Here is an 8,418-nt window from a genome sequence, read left to right on the forward strand (position 1 = left end):
TGGCGGAATTCGACGGTTGCGACCGGAGGAATTGTTGAAACGAGCGATTTCGATCATTGTGACGCTGGCCCTGCTGGCCTGGCTCGCCAGCGACTCGCGCTGGCGCATGGTCGGCGACGCCTTTGCCCGCATCACGCCCGGCACCTTCGCCGTGGCGACGATCGCGTTCTTCGCCACCTATGTCTTGCGTGCGCTGCGCGTCTGCGACGAGTTCCGCGACGAGGTGCATGGCCGCTTCGGCGCCTGCCTGCGCGTCATTCTGATCCACAATGCGATGATCAACGTCGTGCCCTTTCGCGGCGGCGAGACGGCCTTTCCCCTGCTCCTGCGCCAGGTCTTCGGCATACCGATCATGCGCGCCAGCGCCTCACTGCTGTGGTTCAGGCTGCAGGACGCCTTCGTCGTCGGCGTGCTGGCCCTGGCTGTATGGCCGGGCCTGCATCCGGCGATTAGGATTGCGGGCGGGGCCGTCTTGATCACCGCCGCCTGGTACCTGCCGCGCTGGGCGCGTGCGCCGCATGACTGGGCCGGCCGCGGCAAGATCGTGGCGAAGCTCGGCAAGCTCCGAGATGTGTTCACCGAAGCAACCGGACGCTCGCGCTATGGCTGGTGGTGGACGATCGCGAACTGGTCGCTGAAGCTCACTGTGCAGGGATGGTTGTTGGCAATGCTGCTGGGGACATCCTTTTCGACCGCCTTTCCAGGCGTCGTTGGGGCCGAAGGAGCCGCCATACTGCCGGTGCAAGGCGTCGCCGGCTTCGGCACCTATGAAGCGGGAGCAGCGGCGGCGCTGCTCACCTCCGGAATCACGATGAAGAATGGCTTGCAGGCGGCGCTGGCGCTGCACCTGTTCATCTTCTGCTCGGCAATCGCCACGGGTGCGATCGCCTGGCTGTTTCCCTCGAAATCGACGCTGCCGGGAAATCCGGCTGTCGGACCTGCAAGGAAGCCATCCCAATGAACGTATTGCCCATCCCTGCTTCGGGACTGCCTGACGGCGCGGTAATGCCGAACCATACGCTGTCCATCGTCGTCCCCATGTACAACGAGGCCGAAAATGTCGAGCCGCTGCTGGCACGGATCCACCAGGCGATGGAAGGCTACGACCAGCCCTGGGAGGTCGTGCTGGTCGATGACGGCAGCACCGACGCGACGGTGAGCGAGATCAGGCGCCTTGCAGTGCATTACGGCTCGCATGTGCATGCGGTCGAGCTGGTGCGCAACTACAAGCAGACCGCCGCGATGCAGGCCGGCATCGACGCGGCGCGCGGCGACGTCATCGCCACGATCGACGGCGACCTGCAAAATGATCCCTACGACATTCCGCGCATGGTCTATCGCCTGCTGAGCGAGGATCTCGACCTGGTGGTCGGCTGGCGCAAGGACCGCCAGGAAGGGTTTTTCATGCGCAGGCTGCCCTCGCGCATCGCCAACGCGCTGATCGCGCGCGTCACCGGCGTGCGCCTCAAGGACTATGGCTGCAGCCTTAAGGTCTATCGCGGCAACGTCATCCGCAGCGTCAAGCTCTACGGCGAGATGCACCGCTTCATCCCGGCATGGCTGGCCACGGTGACGACCCCGAGACGCATCGCGCAGGAGGTGGTGACGCACCATGCCCGCATCCACGGCCAGTCCAAATACGGCATTTCGCGCACCTTCAGGGTCGTGCTCGATCTGGTGTTCATGTACTTCTTCATGCGCTATCGCACACGGCCGGGACATTTCTTCGGCGGCATCGGCATCGTGCTTGGCGCGCTGGGTTCGCTGATCCTTGCCTACCTGCTTTGCCTGAAGCTGTTTTTCGCCGAAGACATCGGAACGCGCCCGATGCTGTTCACCGGCTTCTTCCTGCTCATCGCCGGGGTGCAGATGGTGACGTCGGGCGTGCTGGCGGAAATGCTGGCACGCGTCTATCACGAGGCGAACGGAGCATCGGCCTATGTCGCGCGGCTACGGCCGCCGGCCGGCGACAATGACGGCTGGCACGCCCCGGGCCGACCATCGTGACCTGATCGGAATGCCACGGAGGTCCGCGCCTAACGAACGCATGGCGGTTGGAGGGCAAGAGGCAAAGCGCAACGTCTGCGCAAACCTCCCGCCCTCCACTCGCGCCCCCCCGGCAAAGACCCGGCAGCAGTCAAATCGGCCGCGCTTCAGGTCTGATGGCTTAGTAACGCGAACGGCAGCTGGCGCGCTGGCCGAAACCGCTCGGACCACATATCCAGGGCGAATGACCCAGGAGCGGGCCGCCATTGCCCAGACTGTAGGAGACCTTCACCGTCGCCGGCCTGCCGACCCGCTGCGGCCGCACGAAGGCCGCATAGGCCTCCTCCCTCGTACGCGTCACGTTGGTCATCTTGGTGAGCGGTTTGCGGTTGATCAGATGCAGCCGCTTGTCCTTGGCGTAGTGCACCCTCTGGCCAAGCGAATGAACCACGGGCTTGGTGCCGATCGAGCTCGTCTTGGTGGCATCCATGCTTTGGCAACCGGACATCATCGAGATCAATGCAACCGCGGCAAATGCACAGGCATGTTTCTTGCCGAGCCTTGCCCCTCTTTCCATTATTTTGTTCATCGCTATCCCCTGCCATGAAATACAAGTCGCTGGAGCGCGGAGATATATTGCTCTTATTTGCTTTCCGCACCACGCGAGTGACCCATCGCCACTCACATCATGAGCTGTATATTAGGGGAGACTTATTAAATATCATGCAAACGATATGATGAGCGCGGTCTTTCGGCACTCGACCGGATATTATTAAAATTTGACCTTTTGGGCCCGTGTCTGGCCCTGCTACAGCTTGCCGGCCGGCTATCAAGGCAAATGCGGTTCAGGGGAGTTGTTTGCGCACGGACGCCTGTCGGCGTCAGCGTGGCGGATTCCAGGCGGGGTCAAGATGGAATGTGCGGGTTCCGCTCCCGCCGCGCCCGGCTCCGGAAACCGGGTAGGCCACGCTGACGATGCGCATACCGCCTGCCCCCTGCTGGAGCCCATATATGCCTTCCAGGCCGCGGTCACAGAACGCGGCGCCCGGGACGAAGAGCGCAACGCCAGCGAGCGAGGTCTGCAAGGCGAGTTTCGCGGCATTGCAACGCAACGAAATTTTGTTCTCCACGAGGTGCCTGGTGATGATCACGACCACAAGCAATCCGTAGACGAACGCATTGAAGGCAGCGAACCAGTAGAAGCCGGCGGCGTCCGAGGCGCGGTCTACAAGAAGGACCGGCAGCGAAGCTCCCATTGCAAGCACCACATAGGGAACAATAACGCGGGCAGGCAGCAGGTTTTTCGGGCCACTGCCCTTGGGGGTAACGCGAAAATCGACGAACGACTTGGTCAGATAATCGCGGATCGACGACAGCGTGCCCGCCAGCACCCACGGCCAACGAGCGAAAAATGAGAACAACATTCCCTCCCAACTGATCGTCTTGGCGGTCAGTGGGCGCGACAGCCCGAAGGACTTCAACAGCATCACCAGCACAATCAGCGAAATCGAGTTCGGCGCATAGTATAGAAGGAAGTCAATATACGTCACATTGGCGAAATTCTGACCCGTAAGAAGCGCGTATATCGGCATGATGTACATGAGAAGCGAAAATACGGCGAAAAGCGGATACCAGAGCTGGCGGAACAGGAACTGGAATTTCAGCCGTGGCGATACCTTGGAAAGGTATATGGGCGAGTATTCGAGCATGATCGTCATCAGGCTCCGCGACCACTGGAACTCTTGCGTGACAAGATCGCCAAAGGTTTGCGGGCCGTCGCCATGGGCAATGGCGTCTATGGCATGCACACCGCGCCAACCAGCCGCAATGAACAGCATGGACGTCGAGTGATCTTCGGCCAGTTCCGGGCCAAGGCCGCCGACCTGCTTGAGCGCTGCGGTTCTCACGGCATAGTGCGAGCCGATGCAGAGCGGCGTTCCGTCGCCCGTGTGGCCGGACTGCAAAGGTCCGTGGAACATCCCTTCCGGGAACAGCCGGCCGCGTGCCGACCAGCTTTCAGCGGCATTGTTGTCGCATATGCTCGGCGCCGATACATAGCCAACCGCCGGGTCGGCAAAGGCGACCAGGATTTCCCTGAGATAGGTTGGTGTCGGGACGTGGTCCGCGTCCATCTGAGCGACGAAGTGATAGCGTTCATAACCATAGTGGTCGTAGAAGAAGGCCAGGTTTCCCTCTTTGCAGCGCGTCCGGCGGGGCCACACCTTGCGGTGATAATCTTCCCGCCCGCGCCGCGTCGAAATCATGACGTTATGGGCATCGCACCAGGCAATCGTTTCCTCGGACGGGTCCTCGTCGGCCAGCCAGGTATCATGCGGACAGTCCTGCGCCAGCATTGCCTCGAGGGTTCGCGCAACCACGGAAAACGGCTCTGACGGAGCCTTGGTCACCACCATCGCGACACGCGAATGCTTCGGGATCGTGTGAAGCCTGGACGGCTTTTTCATCGCATGCACGTTCAAGAGAAAATACATCGGCATGAATGTCAGCCATACGAGCGTCAATGTCGCCAGCATGTATGGGATAACGTGTTCGATGTGCCCGGGCTGCAGCCACCAGAACCAGAAAAATCCGAACGTTACCGACCAGCAGGCAAGTCCTAGCTTCCAGATCCGCTTCTGGGCGGCCGACAGCACGGGCACCAGAAAAGGAGGCTTCTCCGCCGCCTTCCCCGGAGCTGCCCCACGCCCCCGTTTCGGCATGGTCTTACTGCCGATGATCCCCACGTCCGCGGAAACACTCATACACTTTACTGCCGCCACCCGAGCATCAGCCAAACGACGGCCGATGAGCCTAACCCAGCAGCAGAATCCGCTCAGGCATCCTTAGAGTCAACTAAATTAGTTATTCCTTAACTATGGTTCTTCAGAACTGGTTAAGGATAGTCCGGTGGAACAGTTTCCACCGACCAGCACGTGAACGATGAGCCGCAAATTTTTCAGCGCTGGAGAATTCGCCGGGCCAAAGCTGTCCGGCAAGGATCGAACTTTGAGAGCAGCGTTAACCATGTCGCGCGCATATGGTTAAGCAACCGTTAATTGCACTTGACTCTTGGTCGCGACCGGCTCTTAAATTAGCCAGGGATGATATATCGGGATATTGACGCGAATTTGTGAGTATCGCGGCGAACTTTCTCTCGAGCGCCCCCTGTATAGGGCCTTGAGAGATAATTTTTTGGGTGGCTCTGTGTCAGGTTTCGCACATCCGCCAACGGGTCGCTCCGAAATCCCGCAGATTCTGCAAATAGAGCCGATCGGTTTTGGGTAATCGTGTCGATCAAGCATCGATGCGCACGGGCGAAGCCTTAACTTCCGCAAGAGGTTGGGGCCATGGGAGATCGACATGAAACACTCCACAGTAAAAGCACTTGCAATCGCGCTGGCATTGGGCGGAAGCGCCGCGTTCCCCACGGCAGGAGGCGCTGGCTCAGTAGCCGCGACGGACCCCGTCCAGACGAGCAGCGCCGCCTCGGCGTTCGGATCCTACGATCCCTACGGCGACTTCAGCGCCGACAAGAGCGCCAGCATCGAAGAGCTGTTCCTGCCCTGGGAAGACGTCGATCTGTCGACGCTGCCACTCGCCGACGCCTATGCGCTGCAGCGCGGCCGTTCGCTGCTGATCACGGTTGAGCCGTGGACCTGGTCCAAGGACTGGCGCATCACCCCGCCCGAATTGCGCGACGGCATTTTGAGCGGCAAATATGACGCCAACATGCAGGCGATCTGCGACCTGGTGGGACAGATGAAGAGCCCGGTGACCATTCGCTGGGCGCAGGAAATGGAAGACAAGAACGGCCGCTTCACCTGGGCCAACTGGGCTCCCAAGGACTGGATCTCCGCTTACAAGCGCGAAGTCGACATCTGCCGCAAAGCTGCCCCCGCAGCCAAGTACATGTGGTCGCCCAAAGGCGAAGAGGGTTTGGAAAAATACTACCCCGGCGACGACTATGTCGACGTCATCGGCCTGTCGGTGTTCGGTCTGCAGAAAAAAGATGATGACGAGACCGGCCGCGACCGCACCTTCGCTGAGCTGCTGAAGCCCGGCTATGACCGCGTTGCAGTGTTCAACAAGCCGATCATCGTTGCGGAACTCGGCTATGTCGGGAAGCAGGACTATGTCTCGAAATGGCAGGAAGATTCCCGCAAATCCTACGCGGAGTTCCCGGCGCTGACTTCGGTTGTCTACTTCAACCAGAAGGAAGTGTGGCCGTGGCTGGGTGGCTATGGTCTGCCCGACTGGAGGGTGACCCAGCACGTCCTGCCGTAGACGCATCGTGCTGATCGACCCCGACGCGATCGGGATCGACTTCCAATCTCCTTGTTTGATCGTGATCCATCCCGAACCAGCGGTTCGGGATGAGGATTGAGGCGTGGCGTAAATCAGTCTGTGGAGAAGTTTCGTGAAGCGGGTAGTGGGAAATTATCTTGGAGCGGCATTCGCCTGCTCCGTTCTTGTTCTTGCCTTCCAGGCTCCTGCGACAGCCAAGACGGCGATGAAAATCGCCGAGCAGGCTCAAGAGGCCACAGCGGTTCCTGACGAAGGCGTCTACCAGATCTATCAGAACCATTCGTGGCTGTGGGGCAAGAAGGGCGCCGGCTTCTTTGCCGTCAAGCAGAGACAGTTCGAGTCCTGGACCCACGACAAAGGCAAGTCGGGCTATGGCGACGGCATGTGGTTCATTCCCGGCGGCGGCAAGCTGTGCTGGCGTGCGCAATGGCACGGTTCCTGGGGCGTGAAGGGCTCGATGACCTGCTTCGAGCACCGCCAGGCTGGCAAAGTAATCTACCAGCGCAAGGCTCCGGATGGCGACTGGTATGTTTTCAAGAGATTGAAACACGGCGACTACGTCACCCGGAAACAGAACCGGATCAAGGCAAGACTGTAGGATCGTGTCATCCGCCACAAGCGGCTGGTCTACGCCTTGCGCTCCCAGCGGCGATCTGGCGTCTGTTGCCAGTAGGTGACGTCGTGGCCAGCGCTCTTCATCACCTTCCAGTGTCCTCGCGCCGCCTCGAGCTGGGCGGCATCGTGGCCATCGAACAGGAACACCGCGCGCTCGTAGCCGCCAAGGTCAGGCGGCACCGCGCCGTCGACCAGGAACCTTATCTTGGCGTCGTTGGGATTGCCGTCGCCGGTGGTCAACAGAATCGGCTGTTCGCCGGGATGAGCCTCACGATCGGTTGCGTGCGCCAGGAACGAATCGTCGCGGAAGGTCCAAAGATGCTGGTCGAGCGCATCGCGGCGTTCCTCGGTGCCTGTCTGCACCACGGCGCGCCAGCCACGGTCGACGCTGCGCTCCAGGAGGCCTGGCAGCGCATCCTCCAGCGTCGATTCGGTCAGGTGGTAGAACAGAACGTCGGCCATCGCTTCAGCCTATAGTGATCGAACCCGTTCACTGCTCATAGTTATCGCGCACCAGCCGGTCGAGCAGCCTGACGCCGAAACCGGAACCCCACGACTGGTTGATCTCGTTCGACGGCGCCCCCATGGCCGTGCCGGCTATGTCGAGATGAGCCCATGGCGTGTCCTTGACGAAGCGCTGCAGAAACTGCGCCGCGATGGTGGCGCCGCCAAAACGGCCGCCGATGTTCTTCATGTCGGCGTTCTTGGAATCGATCAGCTTGTCGTATTCGGCGCCGAGCGGCATGCGCCACAGCCGTTCCTGAGTCGCCTGCCCCGCCACCGACAATTTTTCGGCCAGTTCGTCATTGTTGGAAAACAGGCCGGCATAATGTTGGCCGAGCGCCACCATGATGGCGCCGGTCAGCGTCGCCAGATTGACCATGAATTTCGGCTGGAAGCGGTCGTTGCAGTACCACAACGCATCGGCCAGCACGAGGCGGCCCTCGGCGTCGGTATTGAGCACCTCGATGGTCTGGCCCGACATCGAAGTGACAATATCACCGGGACGCTGGGCATGACCGTCGACGGCATTTTCGACCAGTCCGATGATACCGACGACATTGGCTTTCGCCTTGCGGGCCGCCAGCGCATGCATCAGGCCGGTAACGGCGGCGGCGCCGCCCATGTCGCCCTTCATATCCTCCATGCCCGAGGCCGGCTTTATGGAATTGCCGCCGGTGTCGAAAGTGACGCCCTTGCCGACGAAGGCGATCGGGCTGTCCTTCGGCTTGCCGCCGTTCCACTGCATGATCGCCATGCGGGCGCCGCGTGGCGAGCCTTGCGCGACACCGAGCAGCGAGCCCATGCCGAGCTTCTTCATTTCCTTCTCAGCCAATATCTCTACCTTGACGCCTAACCCCTCGAGTTCCTTGGCGCGGGCAGCGAACTCGACCGGCCCAAGCACGTTTGCCGGTTCGTTGACGAGGTCGCGCGCCAGAAGGACGCCGTCGATCACCGCCTCGGCATCGGCGAAGGCCTTCTTCGCAGCGGCCGGATCGGCGGTGGGGACGG

The 8,418-nt window shown here is 61.0% G+C and carries 8 protein-coding genes; 4 read left to right on the plus strand and 4 right to left on the minus strand.

Annotated features, from left to right (window positions below; genetic code table 11):
* Positions 1-34 precede the first annotated feature (34 nt).
* Together EN990_RS12890 and EN990_RS12895 are read left to right on the plus strand one after the other, a co-directional pair.
* Positions 35-961, plus strand: coding sequence for a lysylphosphatidylglycerol synthase transmembrane domain-containing protein (locus EN990_RS12890; protein ID WP_027162713.1), 927 nt, complete (start codon positions 35-37; stop codon positions 959-961).
* 44 nt (positions 962-1,005) lie between these two features.
* Entirely contained in the window at positions 1,006-2,007 is a 1,002-nt protein-coding gene (locus tag EN990_RS12895; protein WP_198032118.1) for a glycosyltransferase family 2 protein, read from the plus strand.
* Between the two features lie 160 nt (positions 2,008-2,167).
* On the opposite strand, the gene EN990_RS12900 is transcribed toward EN990_RS12895, so the two are convergent.
* Positions 2,168-2,575: a hypothetical protein gene (locus EN990_RS12900; protein WP_013532500.1), complete on the minus strand. Its 408-nt coding sequence runs from the start codon at positions 2,573-2,575 to the stop codon at positions 2,168-2,170.
* A gap of 292 nt (positions 2,576-2,867) precedes the next feature.
* Positions 2,868-4,748, minus strand: a complete 1,881-nt coding sequence (locus EN990_RS12905) for a cellulose synthase catalytic subunit (protein WP_127384679.1) — start codon at positions 4,746-4,748, stop codon at positions 2,868-2,870.
* A gap of 598 nt (positions 4,749-5,346) precedes the next feature.
* On the opposite strand from EN990_RS12905, the gene EN990_RS12910 reads away from it, so the two are divergent.
* Together EN990_RS12910 and EN990_RS12915 are read left to right on the plus strand one after the other, a co-directional pair.
* Positions 5,347-6,270 (plus strand): glycoside hydrolase family 26 protein, encoded by a 924-nt coding sequence (locus tag EN990_RS12910; RefSeq protein WP_013532502.1) that lies wholly within the window; start codon positions 5,347-5,349, stop codon positions 6,268-6,270.
* 133 nt (positions 6,271-6,403) lie between these two features.
* Positions 6,404-6,889: a DUF995 domain-containing protein gene (locus EN990_RS12915; RefSeq protein ID WP_013532503.1), complete on the plus strand. Its 486-nt coding sequence runs from the start codon at positions 6,404-6,406 to the stop codon at positions 6,887-6,889.
* Between the two features lie 29 nt (positions 6,890-6,918).
* On the opposite strand, the gene EN990_RS12920 is transcribed toward EN990_RS12915, so the two are convergent.
* Complete coding sequence (locus tag EN990_RS12920) at positions 6,919-7,368, minus strand: DNA polymerase III subunit chi (protein ID WP_013532504.1); 450 nt, start codon at positions 7,366-7,368, stop codon at positions 6,919-6,921.
* Between the two features lie 28 nt (positions 7,369-7,396).
* On the minus strand, positions 7,397-8,418 hold a 1,022-nt coding region (locus tag EN990_RS12925), incomplete at its 5' end, for a leucyl aminopeptidase (protein WP_127388309.1).

The sequence above is a fragment of the Mesorhizobium sp. M7A.F.Ca.US.005.03.1.1 genome (genome assembly GCF_003997975.1).
In the GTDB taxonomy this organism is placed as follows: Bacteria; Pseudomonadota; Alphaproteobacteria; order Rhizobiales; family Rhizobiaceae; genus Mesorhizobium; species Mesorhizobium ciceri.

Bases quoted from the DNA above. Each gene is read 5' to 3' on its own strand.
- EN990_RS12895 (WP_198032118.1), top strand. From the start codon at position 1,006: ATGCCGAACCATACGCTGTCCATCGTCGTCCCCATGTACAACGAGGCC.
- EN990_RS12900 (WP_013532500.1), bottom strand. From the start codon at position 2,575: ATGAACAAAATAATGGAAAGAGGGGCAAGGCTCGGCAAGAAACATGCC.
- EN990_RS12905 (WP_127384679.1), bottom strand. From the start codon at position 4,748: ATGAGTGTTTCCGCGGACGTGGGGATCATCGGCAGTAAGACCATGCCG.
- EN990_RS12910 (WP_013532502.1), top strand. From the start codon at position 5,347: ATGAAACACTCCACAGTAAAAGCACTTGCAATCGCGCTGGCATTGGGC.
- EN990_RS12920 (WP_013532504.1), bottom strand. From the start codon at position 7,368: ATGGCCGACGTTCTGTTCTACCACCTGACCGAATCGACGCTGGAGGAT.